This is a genomic window from Acinetobacter sp. 1124_18A (genome assembly GCF_052824995.1).
This window is the reverse complement of record NZ_VTDF01000008.1, coordinates 15,182-41,350: the sequence shown is the minus strand read 5'-3', so window position 1 is coordinate 41,350 and position 26,169 is coordinate 15,182. Positions and strand designations below refer to the sequence as shown.

The window sequence follows — 26,169 nt, the reverse complement described above, 5'->3', positions numbered from 1 at the left end:
CATTTATTTTGCAATAAAAAACATTTTTAATTAGGCGATTCGTTAGACTGGTCAACTAAATGATGTGAGTAATTTTTGATTTCTAATGCCTTTTACCATCTCTCATGCCGTTATAGCTCCTCCTCTCTCCAAGCTTAGCCAAAACACTTTACCGATTGCTGCGTTAGCTATTGGGAGTATGACACCCGATCTTTACCGCTTATTTACAGTTCAGTCCAGCATGCTGACGCACCAATGGAAAGGTCTAATTTATCCCAACCTTGCATTAGGCCTCGTCTTTTGTGCAGTTTGGTATTTTCTTTATCGTCCAGTGGTGTATCGTTTTTTCGGTATACAACATGATCTTGGCCTAAGCTCTTTAAAAGGTATTTTTATATTTTTTATTGGAGTTATATTTGCACTCATTGTCGGGATAGCAACTCATCTGATTTGGGATGGTTTAACACATTCAGACTATCGAACGTTTGTATTTAAAGATGTATTAGCTACAACTATTCATTTTTTTGGTCATCCCTACCCTTTGCATCGTCTTTTACAACTTGGCTCGTCTGCTCTTGCTATACCTTTTCTCGGTTGGATGTGTATTCACTATTACCAGTGCTACAAACAACACTGGAAAGTAAGTAAAAAAATTAAATTTTTTGCATGGTCTCTATTTATTCTATCTACAGTCTTAGGCTTATTTTCACTTTGGGATTATGCCCGCTACATACCTCATGAAGTTTGGCATGCCGATACCTATTATTTTACAGGGCGTTCTATCAATGAGTTTATGCAAGGTTGGTTAAGTACCTTTAGCTTAGGATGCTTATTATTCTTGTTTTTAGATCGGCAACAAAGAATGGGATGAATCAGAAAAGTTGCTGCCAAATTGCTCATTTTCAGCTTAATTTCCGCGGTTTTTTGATCTAGTTCTTGTGACAAACCATGCAACAAGGCATAATCGAAAACTTATTTTTTGACGGTGCGCGGTTTACGCATCCGTCTTTTCAGCCAATATAGTTTGGATATTTTTCATCATGATGCGAACTCATTACTGTGGCTCTTTAACTGAAGCCCAAATCGACCAAACCGTTACACTATGCGGTTGGGTACATCGTCGCCGTGACCATGGCGGTGTTATTTTCCTTGATATGCGTGACCGTGATGGTCTCGTTCAAGTGGTTATTGACCCAGATACTCCAGAAGCATTTGCAACTGCAGATAAAGCACGTTCTGAATATGTATTAAAAATTACAGGTCGTGTTCGTCGCCGTTATGAAGGTACTGAAAATGCCAACATGGTGAGTGGTCAAATTGAAGTTTTAGGTAAAGACATCGAAGTTCTTGCCGCTTCAGAAACACCTCCATTCCCGTTAAATGATGAAAATACCAATATTTCTGAAGAAATTCGTTTGAAATATCGTTTCTTAGATATTCGTCGTCCTGAAATGTTGGATCGTTTACGCTTCCGTTCTAAATTGACCAATCTTATTCGTAACTATTTCGAAGATAATGGTTTCTTAGACGTTGAAACACCTATTTTGACACGTGCAACTCCTGAAGGTGCGCGTGACTACTTAGTACCAAGTCGTGTACAAAATGGTAGTTTCTATGCACTTCCACAATCACCACAATTATTCAAACAATTGTTGATGGTGGGTGGTATTGATCGTTACTACCAAATCGCGAAATGTTTCCGTGACGAAGATTTACGTGCTGACCGTCAACCAGAATTTACTCAAATCGACGTTGAAACATCGTTCATGAGTGACGATGACATTATGGACTTAATGGAAGTCCTAACTGTGAAGATGTTCGATGAACTTCTTGGCGTTAAATTCGATAAATTCCAACGTATGACTTACGCAGATGCAATGCGTGACTATGCATCAGATAAACCTGATATGCGTATTCCGTTGAAACTCGTTGACGTTGCAGACTTAATGCAAGAAGTAGAGTTCAAAGTATTTGCTGGTCCTGCAAAAGATCCTAAAGGCCGTATTGTTGCCTTACGTGTTCCGGGTGCAGCAGCATTGCCACGTAGTGCAATCGATGAATACACCAAATTCGTTGGCATCTATGGTGCAAAAGGTTTGGCTTACATCAAAGTTAATGAACTCGCTAAAGGAATTGAAGGTCTTCAATCTCCAATCGTGAAATTCATTGAACCGATCGTACTTGAACTGTTGGCACGTGTTGGTGCGCAAGATGGCGATATCGTATTCTTTGGTGCTGATAAAGCTAAAGTTGTAAATGATGCAATGGGCGCGCTTCGTGTGAAGATTGGCCATGATTTGAATCTTTCAACTTGTGAGTGGGCTCCACTTTGGGTTGTTGATTTCCCAATGTTTGAAGAAACTGACGATGGCAAATGGACTTCTGTTCACCATCCATTCACTCTACCAAAATCAAGCGTAGAAGAAGTGAAGAGCAATCCAGGCGAAGCACTTTCTGTTGCTTACGACATGGTATTGAACGGTACTGAAGTTGGTGGTGGTTCTCTACGTATTTATACATTAGAAATGCAAAAAGCGATTTTTGAAGCGCTTGGTATTTCTGATGAAGAAGCAGAAGAGAAATTCAGCTTCTTATTAAATGCGCTTCGTTACGGTGCTCCTCCTCACGGTGGTTTGGCATTTGGTCTTGACCGTTTAGTGATGTTAATGACTGGCGCGACTTCTATTCGTGACGTTATTGCATTCCCTAAAACTAAGACTGCTGAATGTCCACTTACTCAAGCACCTGCTCCTGTTGAAGCAAATCAGCTTCGTGACTTGGGCATCCGCTTACGTGAAAAGCCAAAAGCTGAAGAATCTAAATAATTTTTAGATTTTTAAATTAAAAAACCCTGCTTATGCAGGGTTTTTTATTCATTAATATTCAAATTTTAATGAGATATTTCTTTTTCAAAACTAGAAAGCGTTTTAAATTTCTGATCAAAAATTTGAATGATTTCTGTTTTAAGCTTTTCAAAATCGACCACGTGTTCATCATCATTTAGACAAATTTGTGGAAGTTGTTCACTCTTAATAACCTGATTAATTTCGGGAAGATTTTGTAGCCTCAAGTTAAAGTTTTGTCCACGCTCAAATATATTAACAGGATAAAAACGAGATGAGCACAACTGCCACAACCGAAAAAGATACTGATTAACGTCTAAAGGCTGTCTAAATCGATGACTTGATACTTCTTTTAAATAAGCTTCTTCAGTTTTCCAAACTTCTTCAAATACAGATTTCAAAAAAGGTTGAGGCAAATGAGTACTATAAAAACTTGAAAATTTTCGATTATATAAACTTAAAAAATTACCCAAATTACTGCTCATAGAATAGCGATAGTTAAAAAGTGCATAGGGATTTTTATGAAGCAATTTTCGCTTATCAAAATGCTTATTAATAATCGCAACATCCGTTAGGGCAACTGCGCCTAGAAAGTTCTCTTCCCCTACGACCATAAGTGGTTGTAAACGCACACCATCACAAGGTAAACCATTTCTAAAAAAGAACTCAGGCTCTAAAGGTCTATTGATAAAAGTATCATCATTAAAATAAACAAAATGCTCTGCTAATCCCTCAATTTTATGAATATTGATTTCAATAGCATGTGAGTTAAATGTCGGTAAACAGTTTGATTCCATAATTTGATCATGTGTGACCAAATTTAACTTAGGATGATTTTTGACTAAAAATTCAGGGAAATGACCACAAGTCACCAGATGGATTTTTCGAACCCACGGACAAAATTTCTCAACAGATCGAAACCAGTAATGGAGATTATTCCAGTCGCGATAGCAGCATTGATCAACAAGTTCAACCGCCTTTGTTTTAGTTTCTTTGGATTTATAATATAAGTATTGTTGCTGCCATTTCGTATCGGTTGAGTCCACCCAAATCATTACAAAATCAACAGGCTGCATTAAACATATATCCAAATAAGTACAGAAATTTACTAGAAAATTTCAGATAAAAAATGGAATTCAATGTTTATTAATGTTAATAAAAATTCACAATTTATTCATAATTTTAATTTTTCTACACAATTGACTCAATTAAGGCTCTATTGAGATGAGAGTGGGCAAATGGCATAATATCACCACTTTTTCTCCCTTGGTGATTCATTATGGCAATGCGCCCTGATGTACGTCGACATGCTTTAATCGTAATTGTATTCTCTCTTGCGCAATGGTTTTTCATGCGCTATATCCTTGCAAATGAATTATTTAACATCACTACAAGTCAACGTATTCTCTATTTCTGCGTAAGTAGCTTAGCAGGAGCATTGCTTATTTTTGTTGCGCTGATTTATATGGTTTTAAAAGGAAATGCGGATAAATAAAAAGAAATTTTTATTTTATCAGTTGAGGTTGTTATGGGTTTACGAAAATCTACAAGAAAACTTTTTTTCCTTTTAAGATTTCATCTTAGGTTTTATACAGATAAACGTTTCAAAAATATTGAACCTAACAACCTAGCAAATCTAATCACCCTTCATCCTCAATCTGAAGGTAAAATTAATATTCCAAAAATCATATGGATATATTGGGACTCTAAAAAACCTGAACTTGTAGATCGCTGTTTAGAATGTATTAAAAGTTTGAATCGCGAATATACTGTTCATATTTTAGACAACAATAATATAAATGATTTTTGTGAAATTGACTTTTCTCAATTTGAAGGTCTCACTCCTCAATTAAAATCTGATCTACTACGCTTATATTTATTATATAAACATGGTGGTATTTGGGTTGATGCAAGTGTAATCCTCTATAATAATTTAGATTGGATTATTGATCTATGTAATAACAATAAAACCAAAGCTTTTGGATATTATAGTAATGCTAATACAACAGTAAAACAGTATCCAGTAATTGAAAGTTGGCTTTTAGCCTCAGAAAGAAATAATAATTTCTTTAAAGAGTGGTTAGATGAGCTAATTTATGCAGTTAGGTTAGGAATTAAAAACTACATTTATGAAATAAAAAAATCTTGTCCAAATTATGATGAATATTTTCAAAATATCGGACGGCTTGAATATCTTGTCATTTATGTAGCTTGTCAAAAAGTTCTTAGACGAACAGAAATGAGTATTACATTAATTAACTGTGATCAGAATGCTTTTATTTATCATAGTTTCAATAAAAAATCTCACATCCATTTTATTGAGTCATTAGTATTAAATTATAGACCATTAAATATGCCATATCTTATAAAGCTAATTGGCTCAGATAGAAATCTATTAGAGCCATATATTAAATCAAATAAAGTTAAGAAAAACTCACTTCTTGATTTTTAAAGCTTATTAATATCTCTGACTCGTTATTTCTTTTTTAAATTTATTATTAAAAAAAAGGAATAGTGCAAAAACAAATATATTAAAAATTAATGTTATTTTAATATATTGAGAGGAATCACTCCAAAATGCAATTAAGAAACTTATGAGGGATACAGTAAAAATCAGACTAACACTTCTACTATATCGTTTAGAAGTTTTTATGGTGTTATTATTCGTTTCAACCATATCCCAGATTGAGCCCAGTCGATCACTATATAAGTCTGTATGATTATCATATATTCTATTCAAAGCAATTTCTTTTGAAATTTTTTGACAATCAATTTGATCAGTCAAACTAGACAGATCTGATCTTTTTCTATAAAAATATAAATACTCTGGAATAACAAAATATTTTTCGTTATTTTTTAATAAAGATATATATAAATTCCAATCTTCACATACTTTAAGTTTTTCATCATAACCTCCTACTCTTTTAAAGTCAGCAGTCCTCATTAGAGCAATACAAGGAAAAACAGCATTATGAAAAATGAACTCTTTTAAACTCACTATTTTATGGTTAATCTTATTATTTGAGCGTTCAAACTCTTGAACATTTGTACATACAAATGCTAAGTCAGGACGCATTTGCAATATATTTAAGCATTTTTCAATATAGCTAGATTCAATCTTGTCATCAGAGTCAATAAACATTAAATAATCACCAGAGGCATTATTTGCTCCCCAGTTTCTAGCACTGGATACTCCTCCATTTTCTTTTTTTAAATATTTATATTTATCTTTAGTTAGATAATCAGCTATATTTTCACATAGCTCAGCACTATCGTTTGATCCATCATCTACAATTATACACTCAAAATTTGTATAAGTTTGTTCATCTATTGATTTAATAGTATCAAGAATAGTATTTGAGGCATTATAAGCTGGCACAATAATACTAACTAAAGTTTTCATATAGAATATCTCTAAGCTTAAAAATATAATTTAAAATTTTAAAAGTATCGCTTATATGATAATTTCGCCAAATTTTTTCTTAAACCATGACCATATTTACTTTTTTCTAAATCTTCAGTTTTTGCTCTTTCACTTTCTAACCGACTTAATATTGGATCTTTTTCTCCAATTTCAATTACTGGATGATCGACAATAAATGACATTAAGATATGAACAGTTGAATCAAAATCAAACAAATAGCTCCAATCATCTGCTTTTCTTATTTTATGATGATATTTAAGTAATGTTTCTGCCATTTTTCTATCAACAACGTACGCAAACGCATAACAAGCACGATGAAAAAAATCTGGAACCACTTCTAATACTTTTTTATTCAAAAAATTATAGTCTTTGAATTCACCTCTTGTTTTTAAACACTCCTTCATTTGAATGCCGCCTAAACTGAATAGTAAATTCGATGGTAAAGCTACTTTTTCTAATTCCTGCTTCAACGTATCAATCATTAAATCATCGGGCAAGATTGCATCATCTTCAAAAATTAATGCGTATTTATCTTTCGACTCAAGAAAAAGTTCTAGAGCTTTTAAATGAGATAAGGTACATCCTAGCTCACTAGGTGTTAAAGGCTGAGAACGACCTTTAACGGCCATTTCAAAATATTGTTTTACGGGTAAATCTACTCCCTTAACGCCTACTTTTTTGTAATCAACTTCGCTAGTCTTGAAAAAATTTTGGTCGAGGAATTTTCTTAAACGAGGTGATTTTTCATCTTCGATAGTTACAATATAAATCTGCATTAAGCTCTTCCCCTTTTGAACAGCGAGTATCATATCTAATGTAAAATAGAGTTAATATATCTTTTTTATTTTCTTGTATTGTCATGATTCGTTCAATTCAAAAAAAATGGTACAAATACCAACAAGCAAAAAAAGCAAAATCTTTTGACTCTCATTGGTATATGCGTTTCGGCTGGCTAGAACAACCCTTTACAACACTTGAGCAATTACATTCTCTTTTTGAGATCCATTCCCCTAAAAAGTTTACATTTGCAGATAGCTTTTATGCTTATGAAAATGACCGGCATTTCATTTTTTTTGAAGAAGTTGATGACGAACATCCAGTAGGCTTTCTTTCTGTCTTGGAAGTCTTTAAGGATGGCACCTACACCCCACCTGAGACTATTTTAAAACTCGACTATCACCTTTCTTATCCTTGTATATTCAAAGTAGAAAACACTTGGTACATGATTCCTGAGACTTCTGCTAATAAAACCATTGAGCTTTGGAAATGTACTGAGTTTCCACTGAAATGGGAAAAGCATTCTAATCTGATCGAGAATATCGAAGCAGTCGACAGTACACCTTTTTATCATGAAGGCTTATGGTATCTTTTTACTTCAACGCGTCGTGATTGTAAGAAGTTTGGTGACCGTTTAGATCTATTTTTTACCGAAGATATTTTGAATCCTCAATGGCAAGAACACCCAATGAATCCAGTGTGCCGAGGTAGTCAGCAATTCCGTATGGCAGGCAAACCTTTTATTTATAAAGGACAACTGGTTCGACCAAGCCAAGATTCTTTAAAACGTTATGGCGGCAATATCGAATTAAAAGCGATTACTCAGCTTAGCCCAACAGCCTATGAAGAAAAATTACTAGAAGTGGTTTTACCAGACTGGAATCAGGCAGATGACGGTTGCCATACCATTAATGTCGAAGATAACTTCGTGGTACTTGATGCCATCCGCCTTACGCCAAAAAATAATTAAGTTTTCAACAGCTGCTTATAAATATTAAGCGTCTGCTCGGCCATGGCTGGCACAGTTAGTTCAGCTTTGGCTTTTTCATACAGAGGGCTAAAGTCATTTTGTGCATCCGGCTTAAGTGCAGCTTGAATTGCGCTTGCTAAGCCTTCTGCATCTCCAATTTCTGCTAGATATTGTTCTGGCAGCCACTCGATCACACCATTCACTTTAGTTGAAGCCATAGCTTTATCGGCCTGTAAAGCCTCTACCATGACGAGTGGAAAACCTTCGCGGTCAGAAGATAAAACTACAACATCTGCCAACTGGACCAGATCACGTGCATCAGTTCTAAACCCAAGAAAAGCGACCCGATGTTGCATGTTTAATTCACTGACTTGTTTCTCTAAACTTGCTCTAAGTGAACCATCGCCTACAATCCATAAATTGGCATCGATATGTTGCAGCGATTCAATCAATAAACTGATATTTTTTACTGGTTCTAGACGTCCAATACACATGACAACTTTTTTGCTAGGGTCTAGCTCAGCAAAATCTTTTTGAATCGATTGAAGTAATTTTTCTTTATTTTCAGTTGTAAGAGCAGGTTGAGGATAAACCCCATTGTAAACCACATGTGCTTTAGACTCGGGAACCCCTTGTGTGAGTGCTTGGCTCACCGCAATAACCGCATCGCCGGCTAAATAGGCAGATTTATTCTTTTTGGTACCATGTACCGTCGTTACAAATTTTGGACCAACTAAAAATGGCTTAATTCGGGCAATCAGCTCAGCCGCCTTTCCCGCTTGTGCATGAACAATAGCAGGTTGAATTTGTTGGATCAGATTTTTAAGTTGCCAAAGTAAAAAAATATTCCAGCGGCTACGTGCAAAATCAACAGCATGAAAATGTACTTGTTGGCTAAACTTGTCTAGATAGCAAGGATGTGCAATCACATGTACTTCATGATTTAAAGCGAGCTCATTAACAAGATTAAAAGTGTGCTGCTCTAAACCACCAATTCCACCACTCGTTGCCAATACCTGAACAATTTTCATAGCTTGCCTACTTATTTTTTATCTTTATTCATAGTTTGTTCAAATAGTTTGGCTTCTTTTAGAAATGCATAAAACGCGTTAATCATACTATTTACGAAACCGCGCCAACCATTTAAGAAACTACGGCGAATAAAATAAGACTTCATAAAAGTCACTGGCATTACAAAAACCAATTTTGCAACGCTTGGAGACTTTCCTTTTTGGAATTTCTCCAATGCTTTTAAATTGGAATATTGGTTATTTTTTTCGACTTTCACGAAAATGCTCGACTCACCATAATGATAAATATCATGTTGAGCGCGCTGAGATTCACCATCCACAATCACATTTTCATGGACTTTATTGGCAAGATCGTAATGCCCTTTAGACTTGCGAAAAAAACGCACCTTTGCATGCTTTTTAGTATGTTTGCTGTTGGGAACACCTAAGAACACATCATTAATGGGTGTGATTAATGCATCAAGCTTATTCTGTTGAATCGTTTCAACGATCTCTTGTTTTAACTCGTTAGATAAGACTTCATCACCATCTAGATTGAGTACCCAATCATTACGGCATTTTGCTAGAGCCAAACTTTTTTGCCCAGCATAACCTTGCCAGTCTTGATGAGAGATTTGCGTATTTTCAAAGCGCTGAGCAATTTCATAAGTATTATCAGTACTGCCAGAGTCTAAAATAATGACTTCATCAAACTCACTGACACTTTGTAATGTTCGCTCTAACCAAGCACCACAATTTAAAGTGACAATATAGACACTACATGGAATTTTATTCATAACTTATAACGTCCTTTAGCAAGGGCGATACGCATCTGTAAAGCATTCATGGCACCATGCGTGCTGACACGTGGAATATTAAATTGATTAACTGCTTCGTACGCTTCGATTTTTTTACGAGTTGATACGGCATTTTTAAAGCCAATCTCTTGAGCCATTTTCTGGTGCTTTTCGTTAAATCGACCAAACGGATAAGCAAAGCTAGGGCATTTTCCAACCAAAGCTTCAACATCACGCTTAGACTGAAGCATCTCATCATAAGCAGTTTGATCGTCAAGCTTAAGTAAATTCACATGATGTTGTGTATGCGCACCAAACTCTATGAAGCCAGAACTTGCCATTTCATGGATTTGCTCATGAGTTAGCTTTTCAATTCCTTCAATTTGCGTAGCCAAATAAATGGTTGCCTTTGCATTATATTTTTTAAGTAATGGATAAGCATATAGATAATTATCCATAAATCCATCATCAAAACTTAAAGCAACAACGTTCTTTTGACCACGATATTGCTCAAGCTCAGAGACAAAGCAAAAAGTAGCTTTTTTACGCGTCAACAACTGTAAGAGTTGTTCAAACTTTTCAGGAGGCATATTCATGCCAGAGGCCGCATCTTTAGGGGTCACCTGATGCAGCATGACAATACGTGGTAGTTTGCTCGAACGAAACGGAAGCCAGAAAGTATAATTACCCAGCACATATAACAGTGCAGCAAGTGCTAGTAGGCCTACCGCAACGTACAAAAACCACATCATGCATAAACCTCATGTGACCATTCATAATTTTCTGAAAGAGGCTGCTTAAATGTCACTTCAACCATAAATTGGGTGATGCGTTTAGCATTGAAAGATTTACGTGTTTTCTCCCATCCCTCTTTCGCTATTTTTTCAGCTTGCTCTGGATTCTGATCAAAGAATTGTATCTTTTTGGCCAAGTCGAACTGATCATCAAAGTAAACCACTTCCTGCTCAGTGTAGAGTTTTTCAAAGCCAGGAATTCTTGGGCTAAAGGTCAATAAACCATTGCCAGTCAGTTGTACAATACGGTCAGAACTATACAAGGTTACATCATTACGGCGTGAATAATTGAGTCCCATTTTTGTTTCAGACAAAACCTTATAATAAGCTTTACCGTAAACACCTGGTTGCTCAAAACAGCCATAATATTGATAGTTCACATGGCCTTGTTGCAGCGCATCTGCCAAGTCTTTTAAGAACTTCTCACGCTCAGGTTCTTTATAAACCACGCCACAAAAAATAAAGGTCTTATCCGTATTAGCGTTTGAAAATTGCTGTAGTGTTTCTACATTACGGTGACCAACATTTGGTAAATAGGCCACACTTAAATGAGGCTGCTTTAATTTTTGTAGGTATTCTCCACCTGTTGTGCAGAAAATAGCGTCCAGATAAGGTGAAAATGCTTTTACGAAATCGAGTTTGCTTTCGAGATAAAGCGGGTCAACATACCAAAATGCAATTTTAGTATTTGGATAAGATTCTTTAATCTGTTTTAAAACATCCGGACTCATTAAATCACTATGTCCGATGAGTACCAGATCAGGTTCAATATTATTAACGACTTTTAGTACTTCTTTATTGGCCCAACTGGCACCCAGTTTTTTTGTTTTAAAAATGGTTCCCATTCGAGCCATGTCACGAAAACTAAAGTCATAAACGAAATGGCCATTTTCAATTAATCCGGCAGAAATTTTACGGTCTGTGCAGTAAAAATGGGCGCCTTGTTTATTAAAGCCAAAATTCGCAATATGCAATATTTTCATTTATTTACTCAAAATAAAAAATTTAATTTTTCGCTAAAAGATATGTTGCCACACGGTCTGCTTCTTTAAAAGCATAAGGTTGTGGTAACTGTACAACACAAGTCTGCTGTGAAATTAATTTTGATTCTAACATTTGATCAACTGAGTGGGTAATCCGGTCATCTTTCAGACGATCCATTGCCATTACCCCGACTCGACAACCCGCGGTAAGCGCCTCAAAAATCATAGACACGCTATCTTCTGTTACCCAAACAGCTTCTGCTTTTTGCATTTCTTCAAAAATCCAGCCCTGCGGTGTTTGCTCAACAGAAAATATTTGTAAATGCCCAGCAAAGCTTTGCTGTCTTAAAATATCGATAAATTCTGGTGGCGTTCGGCGTGAAGTCGTCAGAATAATTTCAGCGTCTGGATTATTCTCAACAATTTTTTGAACACTACTTAATACTTTATTTGGATTCCATTGATGTCGCTTAGATGAGCCGCCTAAAGCGATTAAAATTCGGTCTTTTTTATGGCGGTTTTCATTACGAATTGGATTTAATGCACCGCGTGTCACAATCACATTGCTGTCGGCGTGAATACCGTCATGCTCAGGAATAACAGCGTAATCAAAGCATACCAAAGGTAAGTTAGGCTTCATCAAAATAATAGTTTTGGCCTTTCTAAAAATTTTGCCGAGTAACCAAACACGAAAATGTGTGTGGCTTCCCACTCCAAATATAAAATCGGGTGCTTGTTTAAATAAGGAATTTGTTGAAGAGAAAAGTGTTTGAATTAAAGAAATAATAGGTAAATCAGAAATAAGGATCTCTTCAAAAGTTGTTTCTGCCTTTTGTCTTTGCATCGCCTGAAACAAGCCTAATGCTTGTGAGCGATGTCCTGCCTTACTATCAGAGACATAGACAATATGCATAAAAGCTCCCTAAGCCAAAATAAAAAGGCGAAACCAAAGTTCGCCTTTTTATGTTAACGGATTAACTTATTTTACGTAAGTTAACCAGTGTTCATATTTCGGATTTTTGCCTTGAACTGCATCAAAGTAAGTCTTTTGAATTTCAGTAGTAATTGGACCACGACCACCTGCACCGATTTGACGGTCATCATATTCACGAATTGGCGTTACTTCCGCAGCAGTACCAGTGAAGAATGCTTCGTCTGCAATGTAGAATTCGTCACGTGTAATACGACGCTCAACCACTGGATAACCAAGGTCTCTAGCAATCGTCATTACTGTTTGACGTGTAATACCATCAAGCGCACCACCAGCGATATCTGGAGTATGTAAAACGCCATCTTTAATTAAGAATACGTTTTCACCAGAACCTTGGCATACATAACCTTGTGGGTCCATTAACATTGCTTCATCGTAACCAGAATGTGCAACTTCTTGGTGAGCAAGAATTGACAATGTGTAGTTACCAGATGCTTTTGCTTTACACATCGTCACGTTTGGATGATGGTGAGTAAATGATGAAGTTTTAACGCGAATACCATTCGCCATTGCTTCATCACCAAGGTATGCGCCCCACGCCCATGCTGCAACTGCGGCATGAATCGTGTTATTTGTTGCTGCAATACCAAGTTTTTCTGAACCGATCCAGATGAGGGGACGTAAATAGCAAGAAGCTAGTTTATTTTCACGTACAACATCAATTTGTGCTTGTTCAAGCGCTGCTTGGTCATACGGTACTTTCATTTGATAAATTTTTGCTGAATTTAACAAACGTTTTGTGTGGTCTTGAAGACGGAAAATGGCAGTACCTTTAGGAGTTTCATAAGCACGAACACCCTCAAATACGCCCATACTGTAGTGTAAAGTATGTGTTAAAACGTGAATCTTTGCATCACGCCAATCAATTAATTGCCCATCTTGCCAAATAAAACCATCACGATCAGCCAAATTCATGGAACACTCCAAATTGTTATAAAATCATTCACTATCCAACTCAACCGAGGCGGTTGGGTCTATTAATCTTTGCCATAAATTGCAAACGACCGCACGGGTACTACGCCAGTCCGCTGCGCTGACTTGCATGGATTGATTCGCAAGGGCTAAGCGGTGGCTTTCGGCACGTTCACTAAGATAGGCTCGAATTAATGCTGTGGCATCTTCACTGGATAAGCAGTCTGCTTTAGCAGCATCTTCTAAAATTCTTACATTATCAGAATAATGGGCGAGATCGGGGTTCGTCCCGCTCCATGCAAGTACAGCATACTGTGCCATAAATTCGATATCTACGATACCACCTGCATCCTGTTTTAAATGAAAAATACCATGTTTTTTTTGTTCAGAAGATGAACCCAGATGGTCTTTCATTTTCTGACGCATTTTCAAAACTTCCTCACGAACATAAGCCTCATCTCTAGATTGAGTCAATATCTCGCGGCGAAATATTTCAAATTTCTGGCAAAGCACCTCATCGCCTGCAATAGAGCGTGCTCTAACGAGTGCCTGATGCTCCCAAAGCCATGCACTTTTCAACTGATAGTGTTCATAGGCCTTAAGACTCGTCACCAATAAACCGGCCTCACCTGAAGGTCTTAAACGTGTATCAATTTCATAGACACGGCCATCAAGGGTTTGAGTGGTCATGAGTGACATAAACTTTTGAGCGACGCGCATAGCAAACTCAAAGCCAGTAATAGACTTCGTTCCATCCGTATCGGCTTGCTCATCTAGATAATGAATAAAGACAAGGTCTAAGTCAGAGCCATAGCCAAGCTCAATACCACCCACTTTGCCATAACCAATAACGGCAAAGGCTTTGTAGTCAAGTGAGCAACGTTTTCCCTCGACATCACATGGATAACCATGACGCTTTGCCACAGTCTGATAAGCTAGATGGAGAGTTGCATTTACACTGACTTCAGCAATATCGGTTAATGCATCAGATACTTTCATTAGCGGGCTTTCCGCTAACACATCACTTGCTGCAACAGTGAGTACATTGCTCTTTTTAAACAATCGAAGTGCCCGCATTTGATCTTCAACCTGATCAATTTCAATGCGAAGTAACTGCTGACGTAAAGAGTCTTCTAAGTCTTTGCGTTTTGGCAACTCAAAGTCCATCGACAAGAACTCATCCAGCAGTACTGGATATTGTGTTAGCTCTTCACAAATCCATGGACTTACGGTCGCCATTTTAACTAAGCGTTGCAATGCCCCTTTACTTTCAATCAGCATGACTAAGTACACGGTTCGGCGCATAACCGATTCAATCAGCGGCATTAAACGTAAAAGTGCAGTTTGAGGTTGTTCAGACTGTAAGATCACTTCAATTAGATGAGGCCAGAATGTTTTTAAACGCTGGACAGCATTTGAAGGTAATTTTTTGAGTGCGTGACCGTGCCAGAATTCATGAATCAGATTTTTTGCATTGTCGTCCAACACTTCATCTAACTGCTGCTCTAACTGTCCAAAGTTTTCAGTTGCAGCATTTGAACTTGTATCTTCAATGAGCTGCTTAAATTGAACTTTAACTTTCTGGCGTTTCTCGTTAAGAACATCAATAAATTCATTCCAGCTCGCAAAGCCCAAGGTATCTATAATGCGTTGTCTTAGGTCAATTTCTTCTGGCAATAGCTGAGTTTGCTGATCGTTGAGGGCTTGAATTGCATGTTCAACGCGGCGTAAAAACAGATAGGCATCTTCTAATTCTAAAACGGCTTGTTTTTCTAACAAACCCGCTTCGCCAATGTGCTCAAGGCTGACTAAACATTGGCGGTCTTGTAACTCACGTTTAGACCCGCCATAAATAAGTTGGAACACCTGAACAATAAATTCAATTTCGCGAATACCACCCGCACCGAGTTTAATATCATCCTCGATATGACGGCGCAGAACTTCACGCTCAATCATCGCTTTCATATCGCGCATAGCAGCAAAGGCGGTGTAATCAACATAACGACGGAAAACAAAAGGACGTGTCATTTCTAACAAGTCTTGCCCTTCTTTATCTCCAGTTACAACACGTGCCTTAATCCATGCATAGCGTTCCCATTCACGCCCATGCTGACTTAAATATTTTTCCAAAGCTGCATGACTAATCGCCAATGCCGAGCCATCCCCCCAAGGACGCAAGCGCATGTCTACTCGAAACACAAAACCATCTGCGGTAATGTGCTCAAGCAAATAAATGAGTTTTTGTCCCCATAAAATACAGAACTGCTGTACATCAATGCATTTACGACCATTGGTTTCGCCTTGTTCATCAAAGGCAAAAATTAGATCAATATCACTCGAGAGATTAAGCTCTTGTGCACCGAGCTTACCCATGGCAACTACAATCAAATCTTGAACTTTGCCAGAGTAACCCACAGGTTCACCGTGTTTCGCTACGAGTGCTACACGTGCAAAAGCCTTTGCCGCACAAATGCTGGCATCGGCAAAATCAGAAAGTTCACGAGTAAGTGTGACAACATCGGTTAGTTGATTGGCATCTTGCCAGATCCAGCGAAACATTAAACGACTACGTAAAATGCGAAGTGCGCGCATCCAAGATGTTTCGTCACCAATTCCATCTAATGTGGTTTGTACAAATTGGTAAATTTGATCAGTTGAGAGCGGTGCAGTAAATTGATCTATTTGGTAATCTTGATCTAAAACAGCCTGATGCAGGCCTAAAACTTGTTCTGCGTACTGACTAGCACGCAATGTTTTTTGTAACTGCTCCGCATTCATATAAAAAGCTCTTTTCCTCGTACTCTCTTTTTAGTTATAGCAGTTCGAGTAGTGGTAGGAAAAGGGATTAGACTAATTTTGCTTCCGATGATGATTGATATTCGATATGAGGATCATGACTGTCTTGAGCCGAAGGTAATAAAACTTTAAATGTGGTTCCAACACCCTCTTTGGAACTGACATTAATTTTCCCCTGATTAATCTCGACAAAACGTTTACATAAGCTCAAACCTAAACCCGCACCTTTTTCACCTGCTGTACCTTTAAAGCTGGCCGTAATACGTGGATGGAACAAATTCGCCATTTGTTGCTTGGTCATACCGAGACCTGTGTCTCGCACTGTTATTTCAATATTTTCGCCAGTTTGTTTGGCTTCAATAAAGACTTTGCCCGAACCATCAACATCTGTAAATTTCAGCGCATTTGACACCAAGTTTTGAATTACCGACGTCATCATATTGATATCAGCATAGATTTTTAAATCTTCTGGTACAGCATTCACCAATTCAATATTTTTCTTTAAAGCTAAGGTATATAAAACATCAAAAACGATATTACTGACTTGTCTAAGGTTAAAGTTAATCGGGTGATAAACAAAACGCCCACCCTCAGCCATCGCCCATGTCAGTAAGCTTTCGAGCAAGTTATAGGTCGATTGCGAAGTGTCATATAAATAGTCTGCAATGTTTTGAATGCTTGATTCATCTAAAGTTTCACGCTCTTTGGCGAGTACTTCTGAAAAACCTAGCAGACCATGAAATGGTGCTCGGAGATCATGTGAAATGATTGAAAAGAATTTTGTTTTACTTGAATTAATCGCAACCTGTTGCTCGTAGAGTTCGTTTAACTCTTCATAGTTAAACTTCAACTCGACCTGTTGCATAAAAGTAGAACAGTAATCAAGCAATAACTGAATGTCTTCATCTTCAAATGTTGCTGCATCATCATCAAAAAAAACGGCGAAGCCCATAGAGGTTTTATCGGGATGTAGAAGATGTACGGCCAACGCCCTACTGCACTCAATATTTAATTCTTTTAAATAGTTGGTTAAATTTTGATAGGAAGGATGTAAGTGATTAATCACCTGTTGTTTAGCAAAGCACTGTTTTAAATGTTTTGAAGGTTTAAACGAAATGGCGGTCATACCATCTGGGCAACGATGCCAAAAGTAAGGTTCTTGATTAAAAGTCAATAAGGCTTTTTTACACTTCAAAAGACGAAGACTAAACCGGAAAAATTGCTCGATATAGTTCTGCTCGGCATTTAATCCAAGCAAAAGCGATACTCTACAAGCACTTAACTGCTCAATCTGGTTTAGTTCTAAATGTTGGAATGTCATTGCCCGCCTCACAGATTTTGTCGTTTTTGGTCGGAACCGCTCTTAAAAGAAATGTACTTATAATCATTATGATCTACTACAAACTTTAACACAGTACATTAAAAGAGCAACTTTCTTTTCAAAATAGAAATGTGAAGTTTCAATTAAAGGTTTTCAGATACATAAAGTGGGTATGGTTGAGGAAAATACAACAAATGTTTGAAGGTAAAGAGTTGTAAGATGTTAGAAATGCGAGTTCAGAATTATATAAAAAAGATAGAATTTAGCTTTAAATTTTTGACCATTACAATTTAAACAGGTTGAAGTTTAAGCAAAAGAGTTTAGCCTTCCTTCGCTTACCGAATGTGAAGAATGCGGAAATGATATTCTTGTTGAGCATGAGTGCTCAAGGAGTTCTCCCCAAAGGCTCAACAATACGAACTAAAAACTCCACGTAACAACGTTCCCAACTTTTCATGAAATATCCCCTTTTTAAACTATTTACCTTCTGAATCAGCTTTTCCACTATCAGGCGTTTTTAAATCTTTTACAGCTTTAATAAAATCGGTATTAGCTTTAATATTCTCGTGCATCAAATTTTCACCACCCGTATAACTTTCATGATGTATACCATTGCCAAAATATTTATAAGCTAGGTCAAAGCGAATCTTTTCTTTCATTTCGTCTGGCATCCCTTCCATATAACGTGGTAATGCGTCTAACTCTTTAGCTGTACGATAAGCTTCATCTGCCAAACGACGGTTCATAAAAGAACGTTTTAAAAGGAAAGCGGCTAATGTAGTAGATAAAATTAATAAAGATACTTTTTGAATATAAAAAATAGTTGAGTGATTTTCATAAAATTGTTCTGCAAGCTTAAATTTAAAAAAAGTTGTATTAATTTCAACATACCAACCAAAGAAATATAAAAATAAAAATGCTAGTGCTATGTAAAAAGAAACTTCATATCTCTTTGCGAGCGCTTTAAACTTCTCAGAATCATCGGCAAATATTTCATGTACTTTTTTATTTTTCAAATCATCATTTATTATATCGACTTGTTCAATTTTATGGGCTAGTTCATTACGATTCGACTTTAGTTCATTTATTATTTTTTCTGCGTCATCTCTATACATTTGAAATTGTTGAACTAAATCAACTTTATTTATATAAGCTTTCATATCCGTGATATTTGAATCAATGATATCAATAGATAATGTCCAGAATTTTTCATCAAATTTATTATCTTTAATAAGATTTTGTAACTCTAAAACAACCTCTTCTATTTTTTTAGATTTTCTAACAATAAAATTTAAAGAAGGCAAATCAATATCTTTTAGAACACTTAACCTTTCAATTAAAAGTTTAATATCTGATTGAAAATAATTATTTAAATCCTTGAAATTTTTTATTTCCTGATCAGTAAGAGTCCTTTTAAATACTTTAAAATAATCAGTTAATTGTTCAAAAATGGACTGAATTATTACTTGATTGTCTTTTAAACCATCAATAGCATTTTTTTTAATTTCTTCTAAATTTTTTACAGGAACTGTCACATTATCCCCAAATAAAACTATTTTATAAAGTCTTGACGCGTAATAGTATCTAAGCTTCTCCAAACTTTCCACAATAAAAATTAGACCAACAAAAAACCCCTAAGCCGTTAGCTTAGGGGTTCTCGTAGAATCTTACGATTCTGAATATGGTCCCGAGGGTCGGACTCGAACCGACACGTCATCTCTGACAGCGGATTTTGAGTCCGCCGCGTCTACCAATTTCACCACCTCGGGAGAGGAAGTATGTTTGTGTTGCGTATATTAGCGCGTTTGTAAAACTTGTCAAACCCTAAGTGAATATTATCGTTCACTTTTAGACCACTTAAACATTTTTCATGATTTAAGCCAGAAGCACAGCCATAAAAAAGCGAAAAAGTTTATACTAGGCGCAATTTTTGCGGTGTTTTTTCTCAAATATGCAACTGTCTGACTTTTCCTTTGAATTACCTGATGAACTTATTGCCCGTTACCCTCTTGAATCACGTAGTGCTTCACGGTTGTTGCACTTAGACTCAAAGGGTCAATATCACGATCACATGTTCACCGACATTATCGATCTGTTCGAAGACGGGGATCTGCTAGTGCTCAATGACACCAAAGTCATGAAAGCTCGACTTAAAGGGAAACGTTCTACAGGCGGTGCTATTGAGATTTTGGTTGAGCGCATGCTGAACCACACCACAGCGTATTGTCATATTAAATCGAGCAATTCACCTAAAGCAGGTGCTGAGCTTTATGTCGGTGCAGATAACATTCCTGTGATTGTACGTGGTCGTCACGAAAATTTATTTGTAGTTGAGTTTTCACAGCCAATCTTGCCTGTCCTTGAGCAATATGGTCAGTTACCTATTCCGCCTTACTTTAACCGTGAAGCAGAAGAAATTGACACCGAACGTTATCAAACGGTTTTCCATAACCCAGAAAAAATTGCCAGTGTTGCCGCACCCACTGCAAGCTTGCATTTTGATGAAGCACTTTTAGAAAAGTTAGAACAAAAAAATGTTCAAAAAACTTTTGTGACTTTACATGTTGGTGCAGGCACATTTATGCCAGTTCGTACTGATGACATTACCAACCATATCATGCACAGTGAATGGTGTGATGTTCCTCAAGAAACAATTGACCTAATTTTGGCGACTAAAGCACGCGGAAATAAAGTGATTGCCATCGGCACAACTGCAACACGTGCTTTAGAAAGTGCAGCTCAAGCTCATGGCGGTAAAATTGCGGCTTGGACTGGCGACACGCAAATTTTTATCTATCCAGGCTATCAGTTCTGCATCGTAGATCGTTTAATTACCAACTTCCATTTACCAGAGTCTACTCTGCTGATGTTGGTGTCAGCTCTTTCAAATCGCGACAACATTTTAGCTGCCTATGAACATGCAGTTAAAAGCCGCTATCGTTTCTTTAGTTATGGCGATGCGATGTTGATTGATAAATTAGAAGTTTAAAAAATTAAGGTTGGGTTAAACCACACTGGTGAATTAAAAGGTTTAACCCAGCCCAGATATTTACAATAAAAAATCATGAAGTTAACCCTGTGTGTTGCAGAAATTTATAAATAAAACTCAAGCATCAATTTTTTGAAGACAATTTCTTAATTTAAAAGCATTTAGTATTTATCTCTTTCAATTTAAAAGATAATCTAGAAATAGCTCTTTATGATAATGAACTCATTACTTCCATGCCAATCGATACCGTACAAGAAGCTCTTCATATAAGGCGTAAAAAAAATACACAGGTTTTTCGCAATATTGCTCGACTTTGGGATGCTGGACAAAAATCTCATTCAGCCCAAGATCTTTTAGATGCTTTACATCCGTGGCGTGAAGATCACAACCTTCGCTTTTTTAATGTGCTCCCCTACTTACTCACAATTTGCAGCATCACAATATTAGCCTTTGGCTATTTTCTTCATCCGCATATTCAATATCTTTGGAGCTTTTTAGGCGCCTTTTTAACGGGGTTTTTAGCGTATTTACTCTATCAATCTCAAGAACCTTTAACGCAAGTCATTCATTATCTGGAACAGCGCATGGTGATATTGCGTTATGGTTTACAATTTCAGCAGTTGCCAACCTATCTTCCCATTCATGCTCAGCCAGTTTTAGTTCTGAGCAAATTAAAACAGTATTTCCCACTGTTTAACCGAGGGACTGAATCTAATGAAATTACCCAATATGCTTCGGTCACATGGAACGATGGCGTAACAGATCATCAAGTCTTGCTGTTTCAATATCATTACGTTAATGAAATACCGATTATTCAAGATCAAAGTAGCGATAAAAAAATTATAAAAGAAATTCATAAAGACCTATGGGGCGCTTTTATATTTGAAATGCCTGCCCTAGGTATTGCTGTCAGCAATCAGCGTTCTCGTTTTTTTACTCCCTACAGCAGTAAATGGCAAAGTAGTGATATTTTGATTAACCAAGAACTTAATATTTTTGGGGTTAATCAACATCAGTTAGCCAAAGAAGTCAGCCCAAGTCTAACTTTAAAATTACATGACTTTTTTCAGCACTTTACAGGTGATTTAATTTATCATCACGAAGAACAAATTTTGTGTTATCTGGGTGAGCAAAATCTTTTTCAGACCACCAGTAAGCAAAGTGAAATTCATGATGTTTCAGTATTGCGTGGGCACTTGCGTACCATGACCATGCCGCAATATGAAAAATTTCAGCAAGTAATGTTGAACTTAATTAAATAAATCTCTCGTATTACTTAACTGGTGACCCATTAAAAAATGAGACATCCAAAAGTGTACTGAGGGAATAACAATAAGGAACTGACCATGACTGGTTTATTTATTTTCCTGGGGATTTTTGTTGTACTGATTGTCTGGGGCATTCACATCCGTAATACCATCGTACGTTATTTTAATGCGACCAAACGTGCTTGGTCTGAGGTTGCCAATTTCGAACGTCAAAAGGTAAAGACTTTAGAAGCACTTGAGACAACACTTAATCAATATACTCATTTTGAAAAATCAACATTAGAAAAAGTCACTGAATTACGTCAGCAAATTCTTAATTTAAATGTGAATAACACTGATATTTCTCAGCTGCAACAAATCGAGAAAATGAGCAAAGAACTGATTCGCAGCTTAAATGTTGTGGTTGAAAATTATCCTGAGCTTAAAGCCGATTCACTCTATAGCAAAATGATGGATGATATTCAGGAACAAAACGAAAATGTAGGTGCTGCGATTAGTATCTTTAACCGTAATGTCGAGCTATTCAACAACCAGATTGAAGTATTCCCTAACAATCTCATCAATACATTAACTTTATCCAAGAAAGCGATTCGCCCATTCAAGGATAATCTTGTTAATGAAAATTTTGACTATAAACCTAATTTTTAATAGGAAAAAAACAGCCCCTAACCTGTCGGAAATTTTATCTATTTTATAGCCAGCTACATTTAGTAGTAGAACTACATCGCAGAATCAAGGAAAATAGCTCTCTTTTTAGCAGCGAACTGTTTCTTCGCCTCTGCTCGTGTTCAGGATTTTTAGATGAAGTTTGAAAAATTAGGTCAGTCGGGGCGCGCCCGTCGTGGTCGTTTAACTTTAGAGCATGGTGTTGTTGAAACACCTGTTTTTATGCCAGTGGGGACTTACGGCACAGTCAAAGGTATGCTACCGCGTGATATCGAAGACATTCAGGCACAAATTATTTTAGGAAATACCTTCCATTTATATTTGCGTCCGGGTCTTGAAGTGATTAAAGAACACGGCGGTTTGCATAACTTTATTAAATGGGATAAGCCAATTTTGACTGACTCTGGCGGTTTCCAGGTTTTTAGTCTTGGCGCAATGCGCAAAATCAAAGAGGAAGGTGTTACTTTCCGCTCGCCGATTGATGGTTCAAAAGTGTTTTTATCGCCTGAAATTTCTATGGAAATTCAGCAGGTATTGAACTCTGACATCGTCATGATTTTTGATGAATGTACACCTTATCCTGCAACGCATGAAGAAGCACAAAAATCATTGCAGCTTTCTTTACGCTGGGCAAAACGTTGTAAAACTCATCATCATGATGAGCTTAAAAATAAGAATGCGTTATTTGGCATTATTCAAGGCGGTATGTATGAAGACTTACGTGATGAGTCTTTAAATGGCCTTCTTGAAATTGGCTTTGACGGTTATGCGATTGGCGGCTTATCTGTAGGTGAACCTAAAGATGAGATGATCAAAGTTTTAGATTATCTACCAAGCAAAATGCCACAAGACAAACCGCGTTACTTGATGGGCGTTGGTAAACCGGAAGATATTGTTGAAGCGGTGCGCCGCGGTGTCGATATGTTCGACTGTGTAATGCCAACCCGTAATGCGCGAAACGGTCATTATTTTGTCACTGATGGTCTGGTACGTATTCGTAATAGTAAATATCGCCACGACCAGACCCCGCTCGATCCGCATTGCGATTGCTACACTTGTAAGAACTTTACCCGTGCTTATCTATTCCATCTTGAGAAATGTGGAGAGATGTTAGCGTCTATGCTCGGTACCATTCATAACTTACGTTATTACCAACGTTTAACTGAAGGTATGCGTGATGCATTAGAGAATGGCACATTTGATGAATTTGTTCAGGACTTTTATGCCCGTCGTGGTTTAGAAGTTCCACCATGTCCGGTTGATGAATAAGCCCGATTTGCGCTCAACCTCAAGACAAGGTAAATTGCAAAACGAATTAGGATTATGTCAGGTATCTGACTCATATTTTTAACTTTAGGAAATCAAAATGAGCTTTTTAATTTCTGCTGCACATGCAGCACCGGCAGCTGGCCCAACTACAGGTATTTTGCCAAACATCTTGATGATTGTTGTATTCGTTGCAATCTTTTATTTCTTAATTTGGCGTCCTCAAGCAAAGCGTGCTAAAGAGCACCGTTCTTTAATCGAAAGCTTAGGTGTAGGTAGTGAAGTTGTATTCGCTGGTGGTTTAATGGGCAAAGTGACCAAAATTGAAGGTGACTATGCAGTTGTTGAACTTAGCCGTGGTGTAGAAGTAAAAATTCAGCGTGCCAGCGTAATTTCAGTATTACCTGAAGGCACTCTAAATAACCTTTAATCATAAAACAGTCGTGCTTTAGCACGGCTTTTTCATTTAAGAAGAAAGCGAATGCGTTACCCTGCATGGAAATATTTACTGATTCTGGTTGTTCTGGTAGTCAGTACATTATACGCACTGCCTAGTCTATATCCGGATGAGCCCGCCGTTCAAATTTCCGGTGCCAAAGCTGGTACCCAAATTGATCAAAGTGTGGTGCAAAAAGCAGAGCAAATTTTAAAAACAGCAAATATTGCAAGCCACGATAATACTTTTACAAATAATGCTGCCCTCTTGCGTGTCAGCTCTTCTGAAGCGCAGTTGAAAGCAAAAGAAGTATTACGCCGTGACTTAGGTGATCAATATGTTGTCGCCCTAAACCTTGCACCAACCACACCGGAATGGCTGCAAAAGATTGGCGCAAAACCAATGAAACTTGGTTTGGACTTACGTGGTGGTGTCCACTTCTTACTTGAAGTAGATATGGACAAAGCCGTTGCCCAACGTATGGAAACCTCTGCCACCGATTTGCGTCGTCAGTTCCGTGAAAACAAGATCAAATTTAATAGTCTTGCATTAACTAATAATGTGATCACTGTTCAATTTGCTGACAATGCTGACCGTGATGCAGCAATGGATTTTCTACGTCGTAATGGGAATGAATATACCCAACAGGCATTAGCAAGCTCTACTGGTTCTACTTTAAAGCTTTCTTATACTGATGTACGTCGCCAAGAAATCCAGTCATATGCGGTGAATCAAAACTTAACAACATTACGTAATCGTATTAACGAACTTGGTGTTGCAGAAGCATTGGTACAAAGTCAGGGTAGCAACCGTATTGTTGTTGAATTACCGGGTGTGCAAGATACAGCTGAAGCTAAACGTGTTTTAGGCCGTACTGCAAACCTCGAATTCCGTTTGGTTTCTGACTCAAATGATCAATATATTGACCCATATACAGGTAAATATAATGGTCAACCTTTACCTCCGGGCACAGAAGTTTTTGCTTATGAGTCTTTAGATAGTGGTCGTCAACTTTTGTTGCAACGTAACCGTATCTTGACTGGTGAGCGTGTTCAAAATGCAAGTTCTGGCTTTAGCCAAGACTCTGGTGGTGCCGAGGTAAATATTACCCTCGACAGTGCTGGCGGTAAGCTTATGTCCGATGCAACTCGTAATGCTGTTGGTAAACGCATGGCGGTATTGTTCATCGAAAATAAGCAAAAAATTACTTATGTCACAGATCCTAAAACTGGTGCACAAACAGAAGTTCGTACTCCATACACTGAATCTGTAGTCATCAATGCTGCAACTGTTCAGGCCGTTTTAGGTTCAACTTTCCGTATTACCGGTTTAAGTTCTCCTCAAGAAGCATCAGAACTTGCATTAATGCTACGTGCAGGTGCTTTAGCTGCGCCAATGTATTTTGTTGAAGAACGTGTAGTTGGTCCAAGTCTTGGTCAAGAAAACATTGATAAAGGCGTATTATCAACTCAAATCGGCTTCTTGCTTGTTGCAATCTGGATGGTCGTTTTCTTCCGTCTATTCGGTTTAATCGCTAACTTTGCACTTGTTGTTAACTTAGCAATGATTTTAACAGTCATGTCATGGATTGGGGCCTCCCTCACCTTACCGGGTATTGCCGGTATCGTTATTACCATTGGTATGGCGGTCGATTCTAACGTATTGATCTGTGAACGTATTCGAGAAGAAATGCTCTGGGGAGCCTCGCCCAAGCAGGCCATTGTGGCCGGTTATGATCGAGCCTATAACACCATTTTTGACTCGAACTTAACGACGTTTCTCGTTGCTTTCATTCTGTTTGCAATTGGTTCAGGCACAATTAAAGGTTTCGCTGTAACATTAATGATTGGTATTGTGTGTTCGATGTTTACTTCAATTACAGTGACTCGCGCAATTGTACAAATCATTTATGGTAAACGCCGTAACTTGAAAAAGTTGAGCATTTAA

Annotated in this window: 23 protein-coding genes and 1 tRNA gene; 11 read left to right on the top strand and 13 right to left on the bottom strand. The window is 37.4% G+C overall.

Annotation, left to right across the window (positions count from 1 at the left end; genetic code table 11):
* The first annotated feature begins 85 nt into the window (after positions 1-85).
* Together FY048_RS15210 and aspS are read left to right on the top strand one after the other, a co-directional pair.
* A complete protein-coding gene (locus FY048_RS15210) occupies positions 86-850 on the top strand; it encodes a DUF4184 family protein (RefSeq protein ID WP_446091686.1) in 765 nt (254 codons plus the stop codon).
* A gap of 169 nt (positions 851-1,019) precedes the next feature.
* Complete coding sequence (gene aspS, locus FY048_RS15205) at positions 1,020-2,804, top strand: aspartate--tRNA ligase (RefSeq protein ID WP_252611879.1); 1,785 nt, start codon at positions 1,020-1,022, stop codon at positions 2,802-2,804.
* Between the two features lie 65 nt (positions 2,805-2,869).
* Here aspS and FY048_RS15200 read toward each other — a convergent pair whose 3' ends face one another.
* Positions 2,870-3,898 carry a stealth conserved region 3 domain-containing protein gene (locus tag FY048_RS15200; RefSeq protein ID WP_446091685.1) on the bottom strand — a complete coding sequence of 343 codons (1,029 nt, stop codon included), beginning with the start codon at positions 3,896-3,898 and terminating at the stop codon, positions 2,870-2,872.
* Positions 3,899-4,101: 203 nt separating this feature from the next.
* On the opposite strand from FY048_RS15200, the gene FY048_RS15195 reads away from it, so the two are divergent.
* Both FY048_RS15195 and FY048_RS15190 read left to right on the top strand, forming a co-directional pair.
* The gene (locus FY048_RS15195; protein ID WP_016137212.1) at positions 4,102-4,317 is read left to right on the top strand and encodes a hypothetical protein; all 216 of its coding nucleotides are present in this window, start codon (positions 4,102-4,104) and stop codon (positions 4,315-4,317) included.
* Between the two features lie 33 nt (positions 4,318-4,350).
* Positions 4,351-5,274 (top strand): glycosyltransferase family 32 protein, encoded by a 924-nt coding sequence (locus FY048_RS15190; protein ID WP_446091684.1) that lies wholly within the window; start codon positions 4,351-4,353, stop codon positions 5,272-5,274.
* A 6-nt stretch (positions 5,275-5,280) separates the two neighbouring features.
* Here the strand turns inward: FY048_RS15190 and FY048_RS15185 are convergent, their stop codons facing one another.
* Positions 5,281-6,225: a glycosyltransferase family 2 protein gene (locus tag FY048_RS15185; RefSeq protein ID WP_446091683.1), complete on the bottom strand. Its 945-nt coding sequence runs from the start codon at positions 6,223-6,225 to the stop codon at positions 5,281-5,283.
* Between the two features lie 38 nt (positions 6,226-6,263).
* Positions 6,264-7,022, bottom strand: coding sequence for a glycosyltransferase family 25 protein (locus FY048_RS15180; RefSeq protein ID WP_016137215.1), 759 nt, complete (start codon positions 7,020-7,022; stop codon positions 6,264-6,266).
* 83 nt (positions 7,023-7,105) lie between these two features.
* Here FY048_RS15180 and FY048_RS15175 point away from each other — a divergent pair, with 83 nt between their 5' ends.
* A complete protein-coding gene (locus FY048_RS15175; RefSeq protein WP_446091682.1) occupies positions 7,106-7,993 on the top strand; it encodes a glucosamine inositolphosphorylceramide transferase family protein in 888 nt (295 codons plus the stop codon).
* Here the strand turns inward: FY048_RS15175 and FY048_RS15170 are convergent.
* The 10 genes from FY048_RS15170 to FY048_RS15125 form a co-directional block, all read right to left on the bottom strand.
* Positions 7,990-9,024, bottom strand: coding sequence for a glycosyltransferase (locus FY048_RS15170; RefSeq protein ID WP_446091681.1), 1,035 nt, complete (start codon positions 9,022-9,024; stop codon positions 7,990-7,992). The two genes, FY048_RS15175 and FY048_RS15170, sit on opposite strands and share 4 nt — an antisense overlap.
* Before the next feature lie 11 nt (positions 9,025-9,035).
* Positions 9,036-9,800 carry a glycosyltransferase family 2 protein gene (locus FY048_RS15165; RefSeq protein ID WP_446091680.1) on the bottom strand — a complete coding sequence of 255 codons (765 nt, stop codon included), beginning with the start codon at positions 9,798-9,800 and terminating at the stop codon, positions 9,036-9,038.
* Positions 9,797-10,552 carry a polysaccharide deacetylase family protein gene (locus FY048_RS15160; RefSeq protein ID WP_446091679.1) on the bottom strand — a complete coding sequence of 252 codons (756 nt, stop codon included), beginning with the start codon at positions 10,550-10,552 and terminating at the stop codon, positions 9,797-9,799. The genes FY048_RS15165 and FY048_RS15160 overlap by 4 nt, the downstream gene beginning before the upstream one ends.
* On the bottom strand, positions 10,549-11,577 hold the full coding sequence (locus FY048_RS15155; RefSeq protein WP_446091678.1) for a glycosyltransferase family protein: 1,029 nt from the start codon (positions 11,575-11,577) through the stop codon (positions 10,549-10,551). Before FY048_RS15155 ends, FY048_RS15160 begins: the two co-directional genes overlap by 4 nt.
* 22 nt (positions 11,578-11,599) lie before the next feature.
* Complete coding sequence (locus FY048_RS15150; protein WP_446091677.1) at positions 11,600-12,490, bottom strand: mitochondrial fission ELM1 family protein; 891 nt, start codon at positions 12,488-12,490, stop codon at positions 11,600-11,602.
* 66 nt (positions 12,491-12,556) lie between these two features.
* Entirely contained in the window at positions 12,557-13,483 is a 927-nt protein-coding gene (locus tag FY048_RS15145; RefSeq protein WP_016137222.1) for a branched-chain amino acid transaminase, read from the bottom strand.
* A 24-nt stretch (positions 13,484-13,507) separates the two neighbouring features.
* A complete protein-coding gene (glnE, locus tag FY048_RS15140; protein WP_446091676.1) occupies positions 13,508-16,258 on the bottom strand; it encodes a bifunctional [glutamate--ammonia ligase]-adenylyl-L-tyrosine phosphorylase/[glutamate--ammonia-ligase] adenylyltransferase in 2,751 nt (916 codons plus the stop codon).
* A gap of 67 nt (positions 16,259-16,325) precedes the next feature.
* On the bottom strand, positions 16,326-17,597 hold the full coding sequence (locus FY048_RS15135; RefSeq protein ID WP_446091675.1) for a sensor histidine kinase: 1,272 nt from the start codon (positions 17,595-17,597) through the stop codon (positions 16,326-16,328).
* A gap of 476 nt (positions 17,598-18,073) precedes the next feature.
* On the bottom strand, positions 18,074-19,132 hold the full coding sequence (locus tag FY048_RS15130; protein WP_320159246.1) for a hypothetical protein: 1,059 nt from the start codon (positions 19,130-19,132) through the stop codon (positions 18,074-18,076).
* A gap of 147 nt (positions 19,133-19,279) precedes the next feature.
* Positions 19,280-19,366, bottom strand: a tRNA-Leu gene (locus FY048_RS15125).
* 182 nt (positions 19,367-19,548) lie between these two features.
* Between FY048_RS15125 and queA the strand changes: the two genes are divergently transcribed.
* The 6 genes from queA (at position 19,549) to secD (ending at position 26,169) form a co-directional block, all read left to right on the top strand.
* Positions 19,549-20,586 (top strand): tRNA preQ1(34) S-adenosylmethionine ribosyltransferase-isomerase QueA, encoded by a 1,038-nt coding sequence (gene queA, locus FY048_RS15120; protein ID WP_446091674.1) that lies wholly within the window; start codon positions 19,549-19,551, stop codon positions 20,584-20,586.
* Between the two features lie 233 nt (positions 20,587-20,819).
* Positions 20,820-21,848: a hypothetical protein gene (locus tag FY048_RS15115; RefSeq protein WP_446091673.1), complete on the top strand. Its 1,029-nt coding sequence runs from the start codon at positions 20,820-20,822 to the stop codon at positions 21,846-21,848.
* Between the two features lie 84 nt (positions 21,849-21,932).
* Entirely contained in the window at positions 21,933-22,502 is a 570-nt protein-coding gene (locus FY048_RS15110) for a LemA family protein (RefSeq protein ID WP_045435594.1), read from the top strand.
* Positions 22,503-22,655: 153 nt separating this feature from the next.
* A complete protein-coding gene (tgt, locus tag FY048_RS15105; RefSeq protein WP_446091672.1) occupies positions 22,656-23,789 on the top strand; it encodes a tRNA guanosine(34) transglycosylase Tgt in 1,134 nt (377 codons plus the stop codon).
* A 97-nt stretch (positions 23,790-23,886) separates the two neighbouring features.
* Positions 23,887-24,216 carry a preprotein translocase subunit YajC gene (gene yajC / locus FY048_RS15100; protein ID WP_003655131.1) on the top strand — a complete coding sequence of 110 codons (330 nt, stop codon included), beginning with the start codon at positions 23,887-23,889 and terminating at the stop codon, positions 24,214-24,216.
* 51 nt (positions 24,217-24,267) lie between these two features.
* Positions 24,268-26,169 carry a protein translocase subunit SecD gene (secD, locus tag FY048_RS15095; protein ID WP_016137232.1) on the top strand — a complete coding sequence of 634 codons (1,902 nt, stop codon included), beginning with the start codon at positions 24,268-24,270 and terminating at the stop codon, positions 26,167-26,169.